Source organism: Erwinia sp. AC075, from assembly GCF_979253995.1.
On the sequence record NZ_CEEDEU010000001.1, the window covers coordinates 976650 to 995478 of the forward strand.

The following is an 18829-nucleotide window of genomic DNA, read 5'->3' on the forward strand; positions in this document are numbered from 1 at the left end:
GCAAAGCGGCAGGCTATGATACACCCCTATGTTTTGAGCATGAATGAGACCCGGGGTTAACAGGTTTCGCGTTAAACGTTTCAGCTCTCCATACGTAATGTGCAATATGTGCCTAAGCCGTTTCAATAGTGTGCGACATCTCTATCAGCGTTTAAAAATGACTTGCCATTAATAAACGAATATGTGATAACGCTTTTGGGTAAAACGAGGTACAGTTCTGTTTATGTATGGCATCTTCAGTAAAGAAGTTTTGAGTAAAGACGTTGACGTTGAATACCACTTCCTTGCCGAGCTTTTATATCGTGCCTCATGCAGTAACTTTTTCTGGTTTTTCTGTACGTAAAGCCCACGGGCGAATAAACACTCTAAGGAATTTGCAAAATGGCAAAGATTAAAGGTCAGGTTAAGTGGTTCAACGAGTCTAAAGGTTTTGGTTTCATCACCCCTGCAGACGGCAGCAAAGACGTGTTCGTACACTTCTCTGCAATCCAGGGTAATGGCTTCAAAACTCTGGCTGAAGGCCAGAACGTTGAGTTCGAAATCCAGGACGGCCAGAAAGGCCCTGCTGCAGTGAACGTCACCGCTATCTAATTTTCGATCTGAGCCTGCTACAGCCCGCGTGGCGCGTAATCCAGGCACGAATCTGAATGCAAAAGCTCTGCCAGCAATGGCAGAGCTTTTTCCATTCTGCGGCCAATAAGGTCTGCCGCTGAACGTCACTTTCCGGTAAACTGCCGCCCGGACCGTTTATGGAGAGTTGTTATGTCTTACCTTTGCCCCCTTTGTCATCTGCCCCTGCTGCCGCTGGCAACGGGTTTGCGCTGCGAAAATCAGCACCAGTTTGATCGGGCGAAGGAGGGCTACATCAACCTGTTGCCGGTACAACACAAGCGTTCGAAGCAGCCCGGTGACAGTGCTGATATGATGCTGGCCCGCCGCGAGTTTCTGGATGCCGGGCATTATCAGCCGTTGCAGGAAAGGGTGTGCGAAATCTTCGAACGGATCCTGCCTGTGCACGCGTCGTCAGTATTAGATATTGGCTGTGGTGAGGGCTACTACACCCACGCTGTCGCCAGCAGGCTGCAGGCGAGGGGAGAGAGTACGGTGTTCGGCCTCGACGTCTCTAAAGTGGCGGTACGCTTTGGTGCCCGGCGTTACCACAACGTAGACTTTTGCGTCGCCTCAAGCCACCGTCTGCCTTTTGCCAAACAGCAATTTGATGCCGTGCTGCGGATATACGCCCCGTGTAAAGCTGAAGAGCTGGCGCGCGTAGTGAAAGAGAGTGGCTACGTGCTGACCGTTACTCCTGGCCCGCGTCATCTGATCCAGTTTAAGGCGTTAATTTATCAGGACGTGAAGCTACATGACGAGACGCCAGAAGAGATGGCCGGTTTTGAGCTGGTCGAACAGCACTCGCTGAATTATCCAATGCAGCTGACCAGCGAGGAGTCCGGCGCTCTGTTGCAGATGACGCCGTTTGCCTGGCGTGCCCGTCCGGAAGTGTGGGGCGTGCTGGCGACCACCACGCAGTTTGACTGTGAAACCGACTTTACTCTGCGACTGTGGCAGCGCAAGAGCGTCGAAGCGGACGTTATCGCGCCGCTGGCGTCCGCTGAGGAAGCCGTCGTCGAGGCTACAGCCACTGACGACGATACCGAGGGTGAGGGCGTATCGTAAGCAGCAGCCCTGTGGCTACTGCTGTTGCACCATATAGTGATAAATGCTTTCCAGGTCATCCAGTTTTCTGACGTGGATCAGCAACCGACGGTTTTCAAGTTCGATCACCAGGATACCGTCTTCAGACAGATTCATCGCTTTGATCCGCCGATAGTCGATAAAGATATTGGCGTAGTAAAATCCTTCGGGTTTGAACAGCAGCTTAGGCAGGCGGATCCAGAACAGATAAACCGACAGGAAGGCCAACGCCATCAGCAGTGTGGTGGTGATCCTCGGGCCCTGATTGTTGACGTTCTGATATATCAGAATCGCCACCAGTCCAACAAAAATCAGGCTGTCCAGCTTGTTGCGGCGCTTCAGCAGCACCTTTAATTGTGTCGGCCCTTTCCGCCGGTCCATTATAAACTCATCGTAAATCGCATAAGCCAGAAACAGTGCGATAAACAACACGATGACGTAATCAGTGAGTGACATCTTATCTTCCCCTAAAAGAACAGCCGGCATCGTTCAGGCTAAGCGATGCCGGCTGGTCTCTGGAAAGCCGGGGTTTCCCCCGGCTGCAAACCTTACAGACCTAACAGCCCAATCCAGTAGCCGAAGATCCCAATCACGAAGAAGCCGATGATAATCCACAGCGCGTTCACTTTACGACGCAGCAGCCACATACAGCCGAAGGTCAGTAACAGCGGGATTAAGCCCGGCATCAGCTGATCGAGAATCGACTGCACGGTCGTCACGGTGGTTTTACCGGTCTGATCGGTAATGCGCGAGACAACAAGCGGTACGTTTACGTGCGTCCACTTGTTGACCAGCGCCCCCATCACAAACAGGCCCAGGATCGATGCCCCCTCGGTCAGTTTCTGCAGGAAGCCGCCGCCCATATCGCTAACGATATCGACACCTTTACGGTAGCCATAGGCCACGCCGTAATAACGCACCAGCAAACGCACCACGTTAAACAGCACGAAGAACAGCAACGGACCCAGCAGGCTGCCGCTCATGGCAATACCGGCACCCAGTGCCGCGAATACCGGACGCACCGTACCCCAGAAAATCGGGTCGCCTACGCCAGCCAGAGGACCCATCAGACCCACTTTGATGCCGTTAATTGCGGCGTCATCTATAGGGGCACCGTTTGCACGCTGCTCTTCCATCGCCATGGTCACACCCAGAACCGGTGCAGCAACGTAAGGGTGGGTGTTGAAGAATTCCAGGTGACGTTTGATTGCCTGTTTGCGGTCGTCGTTATTCTCAGGATAGAGGCGACGGATCACCGGAACCATGGAGTAACAGAAACCCAGCGCCTGCATACGTTCGAAGTTCCACGAACCCTGGAACAGGTTAGAGCGCAGGAATACACCACGCACATCGCCTGGCGTCAGTTTTTTCAGCGGAGCTGAGGTCGTTGTAGTTGTAGTGGTATCAACCATTTTACTCACCCTTTCCCTAATCTAATTCGTTATCAAGGTCGTTGGTCACTGGCCCGGAAGCCTGACCACCCGCCACGCGGTTATATTTCGGTGCCAGCTGGATATACAGCACCGCCATCACCACACCAATCACACCCAGCGCAACCAGGTTAAAGTTGGTGAAGGCCGCGGTAACGAAACCGAGATAGAAGAAAGGCATCAGATAGCCCGCACGCATCATGTTGATCACCATCGCATAACCGACGACAACGATCATACCACCGGCGATATTCAGGCCGTTGGTCACCACATCCGGGATCGATTCAAGCAGACCCTGAACGACGCTGGTACCCACTGACACTGCCACGATGATGGCCGGGATAGCGATACGCATCGCCTGCAGAACCAGTGCCGAGACATGGATCCAGGAAATCGCGGTCAGGTTCCCTTTTTCGGCGGCTTTATCGGCAGCATGCTGGAAGGCAACGGTAATGGTACGAACGATAATCGTCAGTACCTGACCCGCAGCGGCCAGTGGAATTGCCAGAGCAATACCGGCACCTACGCTTTGTCCGCCGGCAATAACCAGGATGGTAGAAATAATAGAGGCGAGGGCGGCATCCGGGGCCACGGCGGCACCGATGTTCATCCAACCCAGGGCGATCATTTCCAGCGTACCACCGATAATAATACCGGTTTTCATATCGCCCAGAACGGCACCAATTAAGGTACAAGCCACAAGCGGACGGTGGAACTGAAATTCATCGAGAATAGATCCCATACCTGCAATACAGGCAATAATAAATATCAGCACAATTTGAAGAGTGGTTATCTCCATTGTACTTCTCCTCTGACATTCGTGAACTGAGTTAAACCTGACAGATCAGGCAATAATAAGTGAAACTTACTGAGCCACTTTGGCTATCAGGTCCATCATCTTCAGGCGCTGGTCACTGGAAACTTTACGCACTTCCAGTTCAATGCCACGTTCATTCAGCTTCTTGAAAGCCGCAATATCCTTATCGTCAACGGAAACGGCATTGTTAACCTGCGTTTTACCCTGACGGAATGCCATACCACCAATATTGACGCTCGGGATTTTAACCCCTGCTTCAACAAGGCGTTCTACATCGGTAGGGTTGGTAAACAGCAACATTACGCGGTCGCCGCCATATTTCGGGTTATTCCACACGCGGATCATTTTTGCGATATCTACCACATGGGCAGTCACGCCAGGCGGAGCCACCTGAGTCAGCAGTGTTTTACGCACATGGTCGGCAGCGACTTCGTCACTGACCACGATAATGCGGGTTACGTTGGTTTCTTTGGTCCAGCGGGTTGCCACCTGTCCGTGGATCAGACGGTCATCGATCCTCGCCAGGCCAATGTTCATATAGTCCTTTGGCCCCATCGGTTTCTGCGCCACCGGTGCGGCTTTTATCGGTGCAGCAGCGACCGCTGCCACAACGGGCTCAGGCTCTTTCGCTTTTAACGCTCTGACGCCTTCGCGGCCGGTCTCAACAGCGACGGCCACCAGCTCATCAAAGCTTGGATCATCATCTCGAGCCATAAAGGCTTCGACCAGCATCGGGATATTGACCCCGGCAATGACTTCATAATTCTCCTTGTCCACGACGATACGACTGGCGGCATTAAACGGACTGCCTCCCCAGGTATCGACAAGGAAAAGGACGCCTTTGCTGGTATCTAAATCGGTCAGTCTCGCCTGATATTTCTCAATCAGGGTTTCCGCATTTTCGCCGGGTACGAAATCAATCCACCCAACGTTTTGCTGTTCCCCAAGGAGCATTTCAGCTGTTTTTATCAGCTGCTCCGCGGCCCAGCCGTGCGTGCCGATCACAATAGCAATAGTCACTTGCTACCCTCCTTATCCAATTTTCAGCGACCCGGTAACACAGATGAGCCGCGCGAGTATCCGGTTTCAGGTTTTACCCTCAACGTGGATTGAACGTGCTGTTATTCTGGTGAGTGAGCAAAACCCCTAAAGTGGTTAGCGGCTTTTACCTGACCCATGGTTAAGACGGGATTTATTTTAGTCTGCGAAAAAATAAATTATGTGACCGTGCTCAGCTATTTAGATGCTGGGTGCCCGCTTAAGCGCTATCGCTCAAAAGAGCAGCACGAAAAGCAGACTTTGAATGTAAATGTAATAAAATATTTTGACGAAGTGCAGGTGCCTGTTTACAGTAGTGATCCTTATTTAACACAGGAGTAACGGGCCTCAGCCCTCCCTATGGACTGTCACCGACGTCGCTTAATCACCTCACCGGTTCAACCGGCCAGTTTTACCTTGTCCTCTGACGACAATATTCATCCCCTCTGCGTTAATGTCCGCATCGTGTCCGTTCGAACGCCTGCTGCGCTTTCCCGTACCTGTTTCCGGAGTCTGTAATGGAATTTCTTTTAGACCCCTCGATCTGGGCCGGTCTGCTGACGCTGGTCGTGCTCGAAATCGTCCTGGGTATTGATAACCTGGTCTTTATTGCCATTCTGGCGGAAAAACTGCCGCCGAAGCAGCGTGATAAGGCCCGGCTGATCGGACTCTCGCTGGCGCTGGTCATGCGCCTGGGCTTGCTGTCACTGATTTCCTGGATGGTGACGTTAACCCGTCCGTTGTTCAGTGTAGGTGACTTCAGCTTTGCCGGCAGGGATTTGATCCTGTTGGCAGGCGGGATATTCCTGTTATTCAAAGCCACCATGGAATTGCACGAACGGCTCGAAAACCGTGAGCATGAAGGGGATGGCAACAAAGGCTACGCCAGCTTCTGGGCGGTTGTGGTCCAGATTGTGATCCTCGATGCCGTCTTCTCGCTTGATGCGGTGATCACCGCTGTCGGTATGGTGAACAACCTGGCGATTATGATGACCGCGGTAGTGATTGCCATGGGCGTGATGCTGTTGGCCTCGAAACCGCTGACCAACTTCGTCAACCAGCATCCAACGGTGGTAGTACTGTGCCTGAGCTTCCTGTTGATGATTGGTCTGAGCCTGGTTGCAGAAGGGTTTGGTTTCCATATTCCGAAAGGCTACCTGTACGCAGCGATTGGCTTCTCTATCCTGATTGAGCTGTTTAACCAGATTGCACGGGTTAACTTTATGCGTCATCAGGCGCGAAAGCCGATGCGTGAGCGCACGGCAGAAGCGATCCTTCGTCTGATGGGCGGCCGTCGTGGCCAGGAAAACGTCAGTGCGGAAGGCAGTGAAGTGGCTGCCATCATGCCGCAGGAAGCGTTTAAGGACGAAGAGCGCTACATGATTAACGGCGTGCTGACGCTGGCCTCGCGCTCGGTGCGCAGCATCATGACGCCGCGGGGTGAAATCTCCTGGGTTGATGCCAATCGTCCGCTGGACGAAGTGCGCATGCAGCTGCTGGATACGCCGCACAGCCTGTTCCCGGTTTGCCGTGGAGAGCTGGATGAAATTATCGGCGTGGTGCGTGCGAAAGAGCTGCTGGTGGCATTGGATCACGGCATTGACGTGGCAACCTTCGCTGCCGCCACGCCGCCAATCATCGTGCCGGAAACGCTGGACCCGATAAATCTGCTGGGCGTGTTACGCAGAGCGAAGGGCAGCTTCGTGGTGGTCACCAGTGAATTTGGCGTAGTGCAGGGGTTGATTACGCCGCTGGACGTGCTGGAAGCCATTGCCGGTGAGTTCCCGGATGAAGATGAAACCCCGGACATTATTGCTGACGGTGACGGCTGGCTGGTGAAGGGCGGAACGGATTTGCACTCGCTGCAACAGCTGCTGAACACCCAGGTGCTGGTCAATCCGGAAGACGATCATGCCTCGCTGGCCGGTCTGCTGATCGCGCAGAAAGGGCAGTTGCCGGTTGCCGGTGAAGTGATTGAGTTACCGCCCGTCAGCTTCCAGATTATCGAAGCGACGGATTACCGTATCGATCTGGTGCGTGTGACTCGGGCGCGGGAACGTCATGAAGAAGATGAAGACGAGTAATCGTTGAGAACAGGGGGGAAGGATCCCCCCCTTTGACACTCAGGCTGTAAGAGACAACTTGTGTTGGCTCAGCCATTCCGGGAAGTCGCCTAACGGCATCGGACGCGCATAGAAATACCCCTGCAAGACATCCACGCCTTTCTCCCGCAGATATTCCGCCTGCTCAGCCGTTTCCACGCCTTCAGCCACCAGGCTGATATTCAGGCGCTGGGCCAGAGAGATCACCATATCCGTTACCGTCGCATTGATGGCATCGGTGCCAATCGCCGCGGTAAAGACTTTATCGATCTTCAGCACATCCGGGCTCAATGTTTTCAGGTATGACAGCGAGCTGTGTCCGGTCCCGAAGTCGTCAATTGCCAGCTTCACGCCAATCTTATGCAGATGGGAAACCACGCGTTGATCCATTTCTGGCAGCGAATCACGTTCGGTCAGCTCTACCACCAGCTGCGGCACCGGATTGGCTGGCCACCACAGGCTTTGCAGATCGTCAATAATCTCGCGGTTATGGAAATGGCTGGCGGCAACGTTTATCGCGATATGGAACGTGGGGCAGTTCGGCATCAGCGGCAAATGGCGCACGATTTCACGCAGCACAAAGCGGGTCAGGGGCGCGATAAGATTCTGCCTTTCTGCCATTGGGATAAACACATCCGGCGGGATCCAGCCCTGACGTGGATTGTGCCAGCGCAGCAGCAGCTCTATACCATCACAATCGCCGGTCTTTGAGTTGATCAGCGGCTGGCAATAGACCATAAATTCCCGGGCGGTAATGCCGTAACTGATTTGCCAGGAAAGGCTCATACGGTTGGCGGTTGCCAGCCAGACGATATAGCCCATCAACAGGCTTAACAGCAGCGCCAGAGGTAACTGGGATGGCAAGGTCGACAGCGCCAGGCGGGTCGGCGACGGACCGAAAAGGGTGATTGAGAACGGGTAGCGCAGAGACGCCTTCTCATAGCTGACTTCATCGTCGGACGGTAAGGCCTCTTCAATCATCGGGTTACCGTATTCGAGACTTTTGCCGCCAACATTGATCACCGCGCGTTCAACCCATGGCAGCGTTGGCTCAAGCAGATAGGTGCTCATCATCTCGATATTGATGATTTGCAGGATCCCGGAACGGTTGTTGTTATCGTGAGGCGTCCAAAGCAGCAGGATGGGCGATCCCTTCAGCAAATGTTCATCGGTGCTGAGGATCATCCGCTGGTTATTTACCGCCAACTCAGGATAGAACTGACTAAAGGAGAGACTGCTTCTGCCAAAGATGCTGGAGCAATACATCTCGTCGTTATCCACCAGCACAATGGAACGCACGGTTTGTAACGATGCCAGCTTTTCAATCAGCGGGAAGCGGATCTGTTCGCAAGGCAAGCCAACCAGGCCAAGCGTATTGTTGGCCGCCACATCGAGCGGGGAAAACAGTCTATCGAAACGTTGAATTGCATTGTCCGCAAACGTACGCGAATGCTGCTCATTCCGCCCTTTTTCTTCCATAAAACGGAAGGTCAACGTAAGAATGAGCACCAACGCGGCAACCACCACAGCAATTAATAATCGCTTACGGCGAAACTGTCCGAAAACTTCCTGGGACATTTGCATCAGTAACCACCCTTAGATCAAGACGCGCACACAGAGACCGAATCGTTGTTATCGGCAAATGAAAAATTAAGTTTAGTCTTAGAAGTGATAAAAGCAGAATTAAGTAAAACAGTCACTTATCCTGCTTTATTCGCCTGAACACTCTAGCGGTTTCCGGCAATATCGGATAGCGGGGGGAAGAAATTTATTTAGCGAAACGGGTAAAAGTGCCGCCGGAATGGCGGCACCGAAAATCAGCGGGGCAGCAGCTGATTGGAATCAGTCACACTGAACCTTAATTGCCAGACCACCGCGAGACGTTTCACGGTATTTGGCATTCATGTCCTTGCCCGTTTCATACATGGTTTCAATCACTTTATCTAATGACACGCGGGCTTCACTGGTACGGCGCATCGCCATACGCGCAGAGTTGATCGCTTTAACCGAAGCAATGGCATTGCGCTCTATGCAGGGAACCTGAACCTGGCCTGCCACCGGATCACAGGTCAGCCCCAGGTTATGTTCCATGCCAATTTCGGCCGCCACGCAAACCTGCTCCGGGCTGGCACCCAGCAGTTCAGCCAGACCGGCAGCGGCCATTGAGCAGGCGACACCGACTTCGCCCTGGCAACCGACTTCCGCGCCGGAAATAGAGGCGTTCATTTTATACAGGATACCCACGGCACCGCAGGCAAGGAAATAGCGGATAAAGATATCCGGGCTGACCGGCTCAATAAAATGATCGTAGTAGGCCAGCACGGCAGGCACGATGCCACAGGCACCGTTAGTCGGTGCGGTGACCACACGACCGCCCGCCGCATTCTCTTCGTTTACCGCCAGCGCAAACATGTTGACCCAGTCGATCACGTTCATCGGGTCCTTAGACAGCTTATCGGAAGAGACCAGCAGACGGCGCAGGGCAGAAGCACGACGAGGCACGCGCAGCGGACCCGGTAACACGCCCTCGGTATTCAGGCCGCGATCGATACAGTCACGCATGCTCTGCCAGATATCAGTGAAATAGGCTTCGATCTCGGCACGGCTGTGCAGCGCCAGCTCGTTCTTCATGATCATGCCGGAGAGAGACAGGCCGGTATGATGGCAGTGATCCAGCATCTCTTTGGCGGAGTTGAACGGATAGGGCACGGTCACTTCATCCAGCGTTGACTGGCCGAAGTGCTCTTCATCAACGATAAAACCGCCGCCGATGGAATAATAGGTTTTGCTGAAAATGGCGTTGTCGCCCGCCAGCGCAGTGATCCGCATGCCGTTTTCATGCAGCGACAGATTATCGCTGCGGAACACCATGCCACCTTCCCGTGGGAAGTCGACTTCATGGCGGCCATTCGCCAGCAGCAGGCGCTGACGCTGTTCGACATCGCGGATAAACGCGGGAATGCCATCGATATCGACGCTTTCCGGCGACGCGCCGGAGAGCCCCATAATAATGGCGATATCGGTATGGTGACCTTTGCCGGTCAGGGAGAGAGAGCCATAAACGTCCACGGCAACGCGCGTCACGCTATCCAACATGCCGTTAGCAACTAAATCGTCGACAAACAGTTTACCGGCTTTCATCGGCCCCACGGTGTGGGAACTGGAAGGACCAATGCCGATTTTAAACATGTCGAAAACGCTAATCACACTACGCTCCTTAACTGAGCCTGAAGTTCGGTAAAATACTGCTTTAATAGTAATCATCCTGAGACGAATGATCGCATGAAATTAACTAATCATTATCAGACAAAAATGTGATGACAGAAGCGGGTCCAGTTGGTATTGCGGCTGATATTTGCCCAATTACAGCTAGGGCAAAAATAGTGGCTGGCCGTTGCACGCACATCTTGCGGTGTTAATGCGGTGCAATATAAATGATTCCCGCGCGTTGTGCAGTGATTTGACGCGAAGAATGTGCGCCAGGTTGGTGAAAAAAACTGCCTGAGGGGGATTGTGTAGCCGTTGTGTCGGAAAATTAGTCAGTTCGGGCGTGGTTTGCCACCTGCAGACTCAACTGACGAATGATCCCGGCGGTCATCCCCCAGATAAAATAGTCTTCAAACCAGGAGAGCCAGACGCGATGCGACGTGCCATAGCGCTGGATATCCAGGGGTGAATAGCGGCCAAGCCGTAACGCTTCCTGCAACGGCATCTCAAACAGGGATTCAACTTCGCCTTCATTAGGATGCCAGTCGAGCGACGGCGAAAGTATGCCGACGACCGGCGTTACCTGAAAACCGGTGCTGCTGGTCACGGCGGGCAAAACGCCCACCACCCGCACGCTGTCCGGTTGAATAGCCACTTCTTCCTGCGCCTCACGAAGCGCGGTGGCAATTAAAGAAGGATCTTCCGGGTCCATCATTCCACCGGGAAATGCCACCTGACCGGCATGCTTACGCAATGTGGCGGAGCGTCGGGTGAGCAACAGGGTCGGGCGGGGGCGATCGACGATTGGCACCAATACGGCAGCCCGGCGGGTGGGCAGTTGATTTGAGGTCACATCGGGTCGTTGCAGCATAAACCGACTGAGAAAATCGTTGAGCGTCAGGTGCGCATCAGACATCCGCTTGCTCCAGACAGGGTAGAATCCGCATTACCTTATCGAACGTCTCCTGGTATTCAGCCTGCTCCTGGCTGTCTGCGACGATCCCGCCGCCAGCCGTGCAGTAGAGGTTTCCCTGTTCGGCGGTCAGCGTGCGAATGGTAATACTGGTATCCATCTTGCCGCACACGCTGAGATAGCCAATGCTGCCACACCAGGCATTTCGTCGGTGCGGTTCCAGCTCATCGATGATTTCCATCGCTCTGACCTTCGGCGCGCCGGTAATTGAGCCGCCGGGGAAACAGGCGCGTAGCAGATCGCAGGCGCTTAACGCCGGTTTCAGTCTGGCGGTGATGGTGCTGACCAGATGATGTACCGCCGGGAAAGGTTCGACCACAAACAGTTCCGGCACGGCAACGCTGCCAGGCTGGGCAACGCGACCAATATCGTTGCGCAGCAGGTCAACAATCATCACGTTTTCCGCGCGGTCCTTAGGCGAATTTGCCAGCTTCTCCGCCTGTAAACGATCGGCCTCGGGATCGCTGAGCCTCGGCAACGTGCCTTTGATCGGCCGGGTTTCAATGCTGTCGCCGGTCATTTTCAGGAAGCGCTCCGGTGACAGGCTGAGAATAGCGCTGCCAGGCAGGCGCAGGAAAGCGCTGAAAGGCGCACGGTTTTGCTCATTCAACCGTTTGAACGCCTGCCACTCATCACCGCTGTAGCTGGCCTGGAAACGCTGAGCAAGGTTGATTTGATAACAGTCACCGCTGTGTAACCACTGCTGAACACGGCGGAATTTCTCACCGTACTCTTCCCGCGTCAGATTGGAACGCCACGGGCTGGTCAGACGGAAGGGCGTGGTGGGTTTACCTGCGCTCAAGGCGTTCAGCCAGTTGAGGCGGTTTTCCCCATCACCATGCACAATTAAGGTCAGTGCCTGCAGATGGTGGTCGGCGATGAGCGCCCAGTCATAAATGCCGACAGCCATGTCCGGCGTCTGTAAATCCTGTAATGCCACTTGCGGCAGTTGCTCAAAACGGCGGCCTAAATCGTAACCAAATAACCCTAACGCACCGCCCTGAAAAGGAAAATCCGGATGTTCTTCGGCCTGCAATCCACTCTGTTTGAGCGTCTGATCGAGCAAGCTGAGCGGATCGTCTTCACTGGCTTCCACGCCATCGCCGTGCTGGATACGAGTGGTTTTCCCTTGCGTAATCAGCGTGGTGAGCGGATCGGCCACCATAATATCGAAGCGGTTATCGCTGTGATCGGCAAAACCTGAATGCAGCAGCATCGCCCAGGGTTGATGAGCAACAAAACCAAACAGATTCCCAAGGGCTTCCGGCGTATACTTAAGGGGATAACAGACAGGTGACATGATGATTCAGCAAACCAGACCAATAACAGGCGTTAAGCCTGGCATATTTTTTTGCTGCTGGCATCTGTTTGTTGCGCGTGGAATACGCCGCGCGCACGACCAGGAGTGGATATGATTACAGGTTTACCTTCGCTGTCCTATGAGCAGCAGCAACAGGCCGTTGAACGCATCCAGCAGCTGATGTCTGAAGGCATGAGTAGCGGGCAGGCGATCCAACTGGTTGCCGCCGAAATCCGTGAAAACCACACCGGCGAAATGATCACCGCTTCATTCGATGACGACGATGATGAAGACAACAATGAAGATGAAGAGATCAATCAGGATTACGGCGACGAAGACGAAGAAGACAAAAACTATTAATGCGCCTGCTGCGAACAGTCGGTAAAACGCTTTCGCGGCTGATGGTGCTGCTGGCTTGCTGGCTACCCGTCGTCCCGCAAGCGTTAGCTGCTTCGCAGGCGTGGCCTGCCAGCGCCCGCGAACACACGTTTGCACTGGCTGAGAACGCGGGCAACTTCCATTACTTCACGCTCGCGCCTGCCGGTGGCAAGGTGACCCGGGCGTTGATTGTCCTGCACGGTCATCCTCGTGACGTGGGCAACACGCTCACCGCGGCTGCGCAAGCAGCCAGCAATACACCAGACGCCCAAAACATCGCCATTGTTGCTCCGCTTTTCCAGGTATCCAGCACGGATGCCAGCCATTGTCACTCGGACGGCCTGCCTGAGGCTTTACCGGATGACGCGCTGTGGAATTGTCATTCCTGGTTAGATGGCGGAAAGGATAACGCCGGGAACCTGTCGGCCTTTAGCGCATTGGATGAGACTATCGGCGATCTTAAACAGCGTTGGCCGGCTCTGAGCGAAATCACCGTGGCGGGTTTTTCAGCCGGTGGCCAGTTTGTGCAGCACTACATCGCCTTTTCCCATCCTCCCGCAGGCGTGACGCTGCGCTATGTGGTGGCCGATCCAGGAAGCTGGCTCTATTTTGATGCTTTAAATGCGGACGCCTGTCCTGCCGTAAGCGATTATAAATACGGCATGCACAATCTGCCGGCCTGGCTGCCGGACAATCCCATCAAGGCGAGAGACCGTTATCGTTCCGCAGAGGTTCGCTATCTTGAAGGGAGTGACGATCGGGGAAAAGGAAAAGGGCGCTACTGGCGGATACTGGATAAGTCGTGTGCGGCGATGGCACAGGGCGCGTCGAGGCTGGAACGCGGAGAGAATTACGCCCGCTACGATCGGGATGTATTGAAACCTGCCCGACCACACACCCTGGCGATAGTCGCCGGCTGTGCGCATGATGTGCGTTGCGTTTTTCCTTCAGCGGAAGGACGACAGGCGCTGTTTAAGCCTTAGACACCGCCTGCCAACGGCTTACAGAGCCGCAATAATTTTGATTTCGACCAGATACTTCGGGTTCATCAGGTTAGCCTGAACGGTGCAGCGCACGGGGGCATGACCGGGTGAAACCCAGGCATCCCAGGCACGGTTCATCGCCTGAAAATCCTCTTTGTGCACCAGGAAAATCGTCGCATCAAGAATTTTGCTCTTATCTGAACCCACGCGGGTCAGAAGACTGTCAATCACCGCCAGAGCATTGGCGGTCTGCGCTTCCGCGTCTTCATCCAGATTTTCCGGCACGCTGGTGTAATAGACGGTGTCATTGTGGATCACCGCTTCGGACATGCGGTGCTCTACAGGCTCAACTCTTGTGATTTCTTTCGACATTTTAATACCTTACTCATCATTGGTGCCACGCTTCGCATCGCTGCAGGGCATATTTGGAACATTCTGGTTAAAAATATCATCATTCCGCTTAACATGCTGAGACAAATGGCCTTAAGCCACGTCAGCGTAACCCATCCCGCTAAAGACATATCCGAATGTATGGCTTTCATGACGCAGGTTAAAACAATTCACACCCTGACTGTTACTGTCGGCTTACGGACTCCGTAACATCAGGAAAAATCATGGGCGATTACTACTATCTGGAAACCTTAAACGGACCAAGAGCGAGGAGAGTTGTGCATAAGACGGGTTGCATGGACATGACGCGGATTATAAACGACAGACTTTTTCTGGGAACATTTTACACCAGCAATGATGCGTTGAATGTTGCGATAAAAAGACGGCCTGGGGCAATTAAGTGCCTGAGGTGTTGCCCAAAATAAGCGTTTATAAGGCTGCTTGCACAGGGCCTTTTCCAACAACGTAGGGACTCGTTAAACTGGCAGGCCGCATGAAGCGGCCTGGTCGGAACCGGTATCAATCGACAGCGGGATCCTGATATTTGATGTACTGGCGGATCGTGTCGTGGATCTCACGGTTGCTGCCTTCCTCCAGCCCTCGGCTGGCATACTCTTTTGCCAGCGCCTCGAGAACGTCATCAAATTTACCCTTGTAGTTAAGATTGTTGAGCGCGATTTGCTGCCCAAGAATTTCCCTCAGCACCAGGGTCTCAACGTTCAACCTGTTGACGGTCTCCTCAAGCTTTTTAATTCTTTCTTCGTCTGACATAGCCCCTCCACGGTTAAATTATCAGGAAAACCAGCGCGCTGACTGACATTCAAAATAGAATCGCCGAACGTAAAGGTCAATACAATGAGCAGGTTAATTCCTTTTATCTGCCCAACAGCCAGGCGCGAGGCACAGTATCTGACGGGCTGTCACCTAAAGGGTGGAGCGTGGGCGCGGATACTGACATAATTACAGTGTTTTCTAAAACGTAGTGAGGACGTGTGGCAGACGATTTTGCAGCAGATGGCGCGCTGGCGCTGGCAATCCCAGGATTCAAACCGCGTGAACCGCAGCGACAGATGGCGCAGGCGGTCAGTGAAGCTATCGAAAATAAGCATGAACTGGTGGTAGAGGCGGGAACCGGCACCGGGAAAACCTACGCGTATCTGGCGCCGGCGCTGCGATCCGGTAAAAAAGTGATCATCTCTACCGGATCGAAAGCGTTGCAGGATCAGCTCTACAGTCGTGATCTTCCTACCGTCGCAAGAGCGCTCAAATTCAAAGGGCAGGTCGCGCTGTTAAAGGGGCGATCGAACTACCTCTGCCTGGAGCGGCTGGAGCAGCAGTCGATGGTCGGCGGCGAGTTGGCCGTGCAGGCGATGAGCGATCTGGTCCATCTGCGCGGCTGGTCCAGTGAAACGGTCGATGGCGATATCAGCACCTGTGGCGGTGTCGCGGAAGACAGCACCATCTGGCCAATGGTCACCAGCACCAATGACAACTGTCTGGGCAGCGATTGCCCGGTATATAAAGACTGTTTTGTGGTGAAAGCCCGTCGCAAAGCGATGGATGCCGATGTGGTGGTGGTTAACCATCACCTGTTTCTGGCGGATATGGTGGTGAAAGAGAGTGGTTTTGCTGAACTGATCCCGGAAGCCGACGTGATGATCTTCGATGAAGCCCATCAGGTCCCGGACATTGCCAGCCAGTATTTTGGTCAGCAGCTCTCCAGCAAGCAGCTTATCGATCTGGCGAAAGACATCACGATTGCCTACCGCACCGAAGTGCGTGACGTTCAGCAGCTGCAAAAATCCGCCGACCGATTATCACAAAGCGCACAGGATTTCCGCCTGGCGCTGGGCGACCCCGGCTTCCGCGGTAATCTGCGCGATATCATGAACAATCCCAACATTCAGCGTGCGCTGTTGCTGCTGGATGATGCGCTGGAGCTTTGTTATGACGTGGCAAAAATGTCGTTGGGGCGTTCTGCGCTGCTGGACGCCGCCTTTGACCGCGCGGCCCTTTACCGGGGACGTCTGAAGCGTCTGAAAGACGTCACGCAGCCGGGTTTCAGCTACTGGTACGAATGCAATTCCCGCCACTTTATTCTGGCGCTGACGCCGCTCTCAGTATCAGATCGTTTTCGCGAAGTGATGGACGAACGTCCGGCAAGCTGGATATTTACCTCCGCCACGCTGGCGGTAAACGAGAAGATGACGCATTTTGTTGAGCGCCTTGGCGTCAGCAGTGCGAAAACGATGATCCTTGAGAGCCCGTTTGATTTCGCCAGCCAGGCACTCCTCTGCGTGCCGCGCAATCTGCCGTCACCCAATCAACCGGGTGGGGCAAAGCAGATGGCGCGGATGCTGCTACCGTTAATTGAAGCCAATAATGGCCGCTGCTTCTTCCTCTGCACGTCGCACCAGATGATGCGCGATCTGGCTGAACAGTTCCGTGCGATGTTAACGCTGCCGGTGCTGCTGCAGGGGGAAACCAGTAAAGGTCAGTTGCTGAAGCAGTTTGTTGCTGCCGGCAACGCCTTGCTAGTGGCGACCAGCAGCTTCTGGGAAGGCGTGGACGTGCGCGGCGACGTGCTGTCGCTGGTGATCATCGATAAGCTGCCGTTTACCTCGCCGGATGATCCGCTGTTAAAAGCGCGCATGGAAGACTGCAAGCTGCGCGGTGGCGATCCTTTTGATGAGGTTCAGCTTCCTGACGCGGTGATCACCCTGAAACAGGGTGTGGGTCGATTGATCCGCGATGTGGACGATCGGGGCGTGCTAGTGATCTGCGACAACCGGCTGGTGATGCGGCCTTATGGCGCAGTGTTCCTCAACAGCCTGCCCCCGACACCCAGAACGCGCGATATTCAGCAGGCGGTTGAGTTTCTTAAACCGTCGGCACAACAGTAATCTGTGGCGCACTGTGCTATGCTGCGCGCCGAAAAATCTATCCCGCCAGAGGTGTGTATGTCCCCGCGTATTTTAGCGATTGATACGGCTACCGAAGCCTGTTCAGTTGCGTTGCTGAATGATGAAAACGTCACGGCCCATTTTGAGCTGTGTGCCCGTGAGCACACCCAGCGTATTTTGCCGATGGTGCAGGCATTGCTTCAGCAAGAAAACACCAGGCTTGCGGAGTTAAACGCGCTGGCCTTTGGTCAGGGGCCGGGCAGCTTTACCGGCGTCCGTATCGGCATCGGCATCGCGCAGGGCCTGGCGTTTGGTGCAGAACTGCCGATGATCGGCGTTTCCACGCTGAAAACCATGGCACAAAGTGCCTGGCGTCTGCACGGCGCGACGCGCGTGTTGGCGGCCATTGATGCCCGCATGGGTGAAGTGTATTGGGCCGAGTATCAGCGTGACGCACAGGGCGACTGGCAGGGTGCAGAAACCGAAGCCGTGCTGAAACCAGAAGCCGCGCAAGCCAGAATGGCCGCGCTGACCGGGCGTTGGGCGATGGTAGGAACCGGTTGGAAAGCCTGGCCGCAGCTGGCCGAAAACAGCGGGCTGGAGCTTACCGCTACGGACGTCGAACTGCCTTGCGCGGAAGATATGTTACCGCTGGCCGCCCTGGCTTACGCCGCGGGTCGAATGGTGGCGGTGGAACAGGCTGAACCGACCTATTTGCGTAATGAAGTGACATGGAAAAAATTGCCGGGCCGCGAGTAATCCGGGCAACTATTTATCAGGGAAGCAGTCAGAGTAATCAGTATCCTGGAGAACTTTATGCGTAAACGCGTTTTATTGCAGTTAGGTAGTCTGTTACTGGCCTCTGCACTGCTTTCTGGCTGCATGAGCGTGCCAGATTCGGTGAAAGGCACGTCTCCCACCCCACAGCAGGATTTGGTGCGGGTGATGAACGCGCCGCAAATCTATGTCGGTCAGGAATCTCGCTTCGGCGGGAAAGTGGTCAAAGTGGTGAATAAAGATGGTATGACCCGGCTGGAAATTGCCGCTCAGCGTCTTGATGACACCGCCAGACCGATATTAGGGACGCCGTCTATTGGCCGTATTTATGCCGATATCAAAGGGTTCGTCGATCCCATCGACTTTAACAATCAGATTGTGACCGTGGTCGGGCCGATAAAAGGCACCGAGAAAGGGGAAGTCGGCCAGGCGTCGTATAACTTTATTACTGTCGATGTGACCGGTTATCAGCGCTGGCATCTGACCCAGCAAATTGTTTCGCCACCACAGCCGATCGATCCGTGGATTTGGTACGGTCCACCACGCGGTAGTCGCCATGGTGGATACTGGGGACCGCCGCCGTTCGGTTACTACAATACCGGGCCAGCACAGGTACAAACTATCCTGACGGAATAGACAGATAGCAGACTCTCTTACGACCCGACGGCTTACGTCTTCGGGTCGTTTTTTATTGCCGATCTCAGGATGAGATTATTTTAGTGATGGGCTTCGCAACCTCAAAACAGAGAACAGAGCAAACTGGTACGCTGAGTTAAAATAATGTTAAAAGATGCGACTGTTTGAGGCTGCGATGACAACAAATACGACTTTCCGAG

The 18829-nt window shown here is 54.1% G+C and carries 19 protein-coding genes; 9 read left to right on the top strand and 10 right to left on the bottom strand.

Annotation, left to right across the window (positions count from 1 at the left end):
- Positions 1-223: 223 nt before the first annotated feature.
- The 3 genes from AC0IXH_RS04580 to rlmA all read left to right on the top strand — a co-directional run bounded on the left by AC0IXH_RS04580 (position 224) and on the right by rlmA (position 1677).
- Positions 224-343: a DUF2627 domain-containing protein gene (locus tag AC0IXH_RS04580; protein WP_013202481.1), complete on the top strand. Its 120-nt coding sequence runs from the start codon at positions 224-226 to the stop codon at positions 341-343.
- 38 nt (positions 344-381) lie between these two features.
- Positions 382-591, top strand: coding sequence for a transcription antiterminator/RNA stability regulator CspE (cspE, locus tag AC0IXH_RS04585; protein WP_001062678.1), 210 nt, complete (start codon positions 382-384; stop codon positions 589-591).
- Positions 592-762: 171 nt separating this feature from the next.
- Entirely contained in the window at positions 763-1677 is a 915-nt protein-coding gene (gene rlmA / locus AC0IXH_RS04590) for a 23S rRNA (guanine(745)-N(1))-methyltransferase (protein ID WP_471720049.1), read from the top strand.
- Between the two features lie 15 nt (positions 1678-1692).
- Here the strand turns inward: rlmA and AC0IXH_RS04595 are convergent, their stop codons facing one another.
- The 4 genes from AC0IXH_RS04595 to manX all read right to left on the bottom strand — a co-directional run bounded on the left by AC0IXH_RS04595 (position 1693) and on the right by manX (position 4962).
- Positions 1693-2151, bottom strand: a complete 459-nt coding sequence (locus tag AC0IXH_RS04595) for a DUF986 family protein (protein ID WP_134824289.1) — start codon at positions 2149-2151, stop codon at positions 1693-1695.
- A 92-nt stretch (positions 2152-2243) separates the two neighbouring features.
- Entirely contained in the window at positions 2244-3107 is an 864-nt protein-coding gene (locus AC0IXH_RS04600; RefSeq protein ID WP_013202478.1) for a PTS mannose transporter subunit IID, read from the bottom strand.
- A gap of 16 nt (positions 3108-3123) precedes the next feature.
- Positions 3124-3924 (bottom strand): PTS mannose/fructose/sorbose transporter subunit IIC, encoded by an 801-nt coding sequence (locus AC0IXH_RS04605; RefSeq protein WP_013202477.1) that lies wholly within the window; start codon positions 3922-3924, stop codon positions 3124-3126.
- A gap of 66 nt (positions 3925-3990) precedes the next feature.
- Positions 3991-4962 (bottom strand): PTS mannose transporter subunit IIAB, encoded by a 972-nt coding sequence (gene manX / locus AC0IXH_RS04610; protein ID WP_013202476.1) that lies wholly within the window; start codon positions 4960-4962, stop codon positions 3991-3993.
- A 536-nt stretch (positions 4963-5498) separates the two neighbouring features.
- Between manX and AC0IXH_RS04615 the strand changes: the two genes are divergently transcribed.
- Entirely contained in the window at positions 5499-7064 is a 1566-nt protein-coding gene (locus tag AC0IXH_RS04615) for a TerC family protein (protein ID WP_013202475.1), read from the top strand.
- A gap of 39 nt (positions 7065-7103) precedes the next feature.
- On the opposite strand, the gene AC0IXH_RS04620 is transcribed toward AC0IXH_RS04615, so the two are convergent.
- From AC0IXH_RS04620 to pabB, 4 genes are all read right to left on the bottom strand, one after another.
- Positions 7104-8666, bottom strand: coding sequence for an EAL domain-containing protein (locus AC0IXH_RS04620; protein ID WP_471720050.1), 1563 nt, complete (start codon positions 8664-8666; stop codon positions 7104-7106).
- A gap of 258 nt (positions 8667-8924) precedes the next feature.
- A complete protein-coding gene (locus tag AC0IXH_RS04625; protein ID WP_053142758.1) occupies positions 8925-10289 on the bottom strand; it encodes an L-serine ammonia-lyase in 1365 nt (454 codons plus the stop codon).
- A gap of 328 nt (positions 10290-10617) precedes the next feature.
- Positions 10618-11205 (bottom strand): CoA pyrophosphatase, encoded by a 588-nt coding sequence (locus AC0IXH_RS04630; RefSeq protein WP_013202472.1) that lies wholly within the window; start codon positions 11203-11205, stop codon positions 10618-10620.
- Positions 11198-12562, bottom strand: coding sequence for an aminodeoxychorismate synthase component 1 (pabB, locus tag AC0IXH_RS04635; protein WP_471720051.1), 1365 nt, complete (start codon positions 12560-12562; stop codon positions 11198-11200). The genes AC0IXH_RS04630 and pabB overlap by 8 nt, the downstream gene beginning before the upstream one ends.
- A gap of 111 nt (positions 12563-12673) precedes the next feature.
- Between pabB and AC0IXH_RS04640 the strand changes: the two genes are divergently transcribed.
- The gene (locus tag AC0IXH_RS04640) at positions 12674-12922 is read left to right on the top strand and encodes a YoaH family protein (RefSeq protein ID WP_471720052.1); all 249 of its coding nucleotides are present in this window, start codon (positions 12674-12676) and stop codon (positions 12920-12922) included.
- Positions 12922-13923, top strand: coding sequence for a hypothetical protein (locus AC0IXH_RS04645; RefSeq protein WP_013202469.1), 1002 nt, complete (start codon positions 12922-12924; stop codon positions 13921-13923). The genes AC0IXH_RS04640 and AC0IXH_RS04645 overlap by 1 nt, the downstream gene beginning before the upstream one ends.
- An 18-nt stretch (positions 13924-13941) precedes the next feature.
- Here the strand turns inward: AC0IXH_RS04645 and AC0IXH_RS04650 are convergent, their stop codons facing one another.
- Positions 13942-14295, bottom strand: a complete 354-nt coding sequence (locus AC0IXH_RS04650) for a RidA family protein (RefSeq protein WP_105759767.1) — start codon at positions 14293-14295, stop codon at positions 13942-13944.
- Positions 14296-14832: 537 nt separating this feature from the next.
- On the bottom strand, positions 14833-15084 hold the full coding sequence (locus AC0IXH_RS04655; protein WP_471720053.1) for a hypothetical protein: 252 nt from the start codon (positions 15082-15084) through the stop codon (positions 14833-14835).
- A gap of 221 nt (positions 15085-15305) precedes the next feature.
- On the opposite strand from AC0IXH_RS04655, the gene AC0IXH_RS04660 reads away from it, so the two are divergent.
- The 3 genes from AC0IXH_RS04660 to AC0IXH_RS04670 are packed head-to-tail and all read left to right on the top strand — an operon-like array spanning position 15306 to position 18629.
- Positions 15306-17216: an ATP-dependent DNA helicase gene (locus AC0IXH_RS04660; protein ID WP_013202466.1), complete on the top strand. Its 1911-nt coding sequence runs from the start codon at positions 15306-15308 to the stop codon at positions 17214-17216.
- 57 nt (positions 17217-17273) lie between these two features.
- Positions 17274-17975, top strand: coding sequence for a tRNA (adenosine(37)-N6)-threonylcarbamoyltransferase complex dimerization subunit type 1 TsaB (gene tsaB / locus AC0IXH_RS04665; protein WP_209215452.1), 702 nt, complete (start codon positions 17274-17276; stop codon positions 17973-17975).
- Positions 17976-18032: 57 nt separating this feature from the next.
- Positions 18033-18629 (top strand): Slp family lipoprotein, encoded by a 597-nt coding sequence (locus tag AC0IXH_RS04670; RefSeq protein WP_013202464.1) that lies wholly within the window; start codon positions 18033-18035, stop codon positions 18627-18629.
- Positions 18630-18829 lie beyond the last annotated feature (200 nt).

Coding starts and splice junctions, on each gene's coding strand:
- AC0IXH_RS04620 (WP_471720050.1), bottom strand. CDS start 8,666: ATGCAAATGTCCCAGGAAGTTTTCGGACAGTTTCGCCGTAAGCGATTA.
- AC0IXH_RS04580 (WP_013202481.1), top strand. CDS start 224: ATGTATGGCATCTTCAGTAAAGAAGTTTTGAGTAAAGACGTTGACGTT.
- AC0IXH_RS04645 (WP_013202469.1), top strand. CDS start 12,922: ATGCGCCTGCTGCGAACAGTCGGTAAAACGCTTTCGCGGCTGATGGTG.
- cspE (WP_001062678.1), top strand. CDS start 382: ATGGCAAAGATTAAAGGTCAGGTTAAGTGGTTCAACGAGTCTAAAGGT.
- AC0IXH_RS04655 (WP_471720053.1), bottom strand. CDS start 15,084: ATGTCAGACGAAGAAAGAATTAAAAAGCTTGAGGAGACCGTCAACAGG.
- rlmA (WP_471720049.1), top strand. CDS start 763: ATGTCTTACCTTTGCCCCCTTTGTCATCTGCCCCTGCTGCCGCTGGCA.
- pabB (WP_471720051.1), bottom strand. CDS start 12,562: ATGTCACCTGTCTGTTATCCCCTTAAGTATACGCCGGAAGCCCTTGGG.
- AC0IXH_RS04640 (WP_471720052.1), top strand. CDS start 12,674: ATGATTACAGGTTTACCTTCGCTGTCCTATGAGCAGCAGCAACAGGCC.
- AC0IXH_RS04670 (WP_013202464.1), top strand. CDS start 18,033: ATGCGTAAACGCGTTTTATTGCAGTTAGGTAGTCTGTTACTGGCCTCT.
- tsaB (WP_209215452.1), top strand. CDS start 17,274: ATGTCCCCGCGTATTTTAGCGATTGATACGGCTACCGAAGCCTGTTCA.
- AC0IXH_RS04630 (WP_013202472.1), bottom strand. CDS start 11,205: ATGTCTGATGCGCACCTGACGCTCAACGATTTTCTCAGTCGGTTTATG.
- AC0IXH_RS04615 (WP_013202475.1), top strand. CDS start 5,499: ATGGAATTTCTTTTAGACCCCTCGATCTGGGCCGGTCTGCTGACGCTG.
- AC0IXH_RS04650 (WP_105759767.1), bottom strand. CDS start 14,295: ATGTCGAAAGAAATCACAAGAGTTGAGCCTGTAGAGCACCGCATGTCC.
- AC0IXH_RS04595 (WP_134824289.1), bottom strand. CDS start 2,151: ATGTCACTCACTGATTACGTCATCGTGTTGTTTATCGCACTGTTTCTG.
- AC0IXH_RS04600 (WP_013202478.1), bottom strand. CDS start 3,107: ATGGTTGATACCACTACAACTACAACGACCTCAGCTCCGCTGAAAAAA.
- AC0IXH_RS04605 (WP_013202477.1), bottom strand. CDS start 3,924: ATGGAGATAACCACTCTTCAAATTGTGCTGATATTTATTATTGCCTGT.